Genomic DNA, 511 nt, shown 5'->3' on the forward strand with positions numbered 1-511 from the left:
GTCAATAATACTGCCATCCTAGATAGAATTAGCAGTTTGTCGTTTTTTGCTGATTTCTCGCCAAGGGCGGGAAACGGAGGGCGTTGAACAGGCGATGCGCCGGGGATTGAGCGGCCATCTGGCCGGGCTCAATAGTCATCATCCGGTTCGGCAAGATCGATCACATCGAGCTGGACGACCTGTTCATCTTCGTTTTCGGTATGGCAAGGGGTGTCGTGAGGAACGGAATAAAGCGTATTGGCGGGTGTGAGATCTGTGGTCTGGTGCATGCCTGGTCCTGTGTTGAACGCAAGCCGGACAGTGATCCCTTCACTGGTGTTTCCACCTCCCTGTTTTGTCTACCGGCGGAAAGTTGCGCATCTTAAAGAGTTCGGCAAAAAGATTCAAGTGGTTCTGAGTGTTTTTTGTGCTTGATGGGCAGGCCGCGTCAGGACGATAAATCGGAGGCAAAAAATAGCCCAGTCGTTTGACTGGGCTATTCTCGGGGAAAATGGTCGGTGTGAGAGGATTC

2 protein-coding genes are annotated in these 511 nt (G+C 51.9%); both read right to left on the reverse strand.

The window, feature by feature from the left end; genetic code table 11:
• Nucleotides 1–128: 128 nt before the first annotated feature.
• Nucleotides 129–269: a hypothetical protein gene (locus tag BN1115_RS22605; RefSeq protein WP_167335574.1), complete on the reverse strand. Its 141-nt coding sequence runs from the start codon at nt 267–269 to the stop codon at nt 129–131.
• A 40-nt stretch (nt 270–309) separates the two neighbouring features.
• On the reverse strand, nt 310–511 hold a 202-nt coding region (locus BN1115_RS22720; protein WP_208597772.1), incomplete at its 5' end, for a hypothetical protein.

Origin of the sequence: Aeromonas allosaccharophila (genome assembly GCF_000819685.1) — a bacterium.
GTDB classification, from domain to species: Bacteria; Pseudomonadota; Gammaproteobacteria; order Enterobacterales; family Aeromonadaceae; genus Aeromonas; species Aeromonas allosaccharophila.

What these genes read in the sequence shown, in the direction of transcription:
- BN1115_RS22605 (WP_167335574.1), bottom strand. Translation starts at nt 269, where the DNA reads ATGCACCAGACCACAGATCTCACACCCGCCAATACGCTTTATTCCGTT.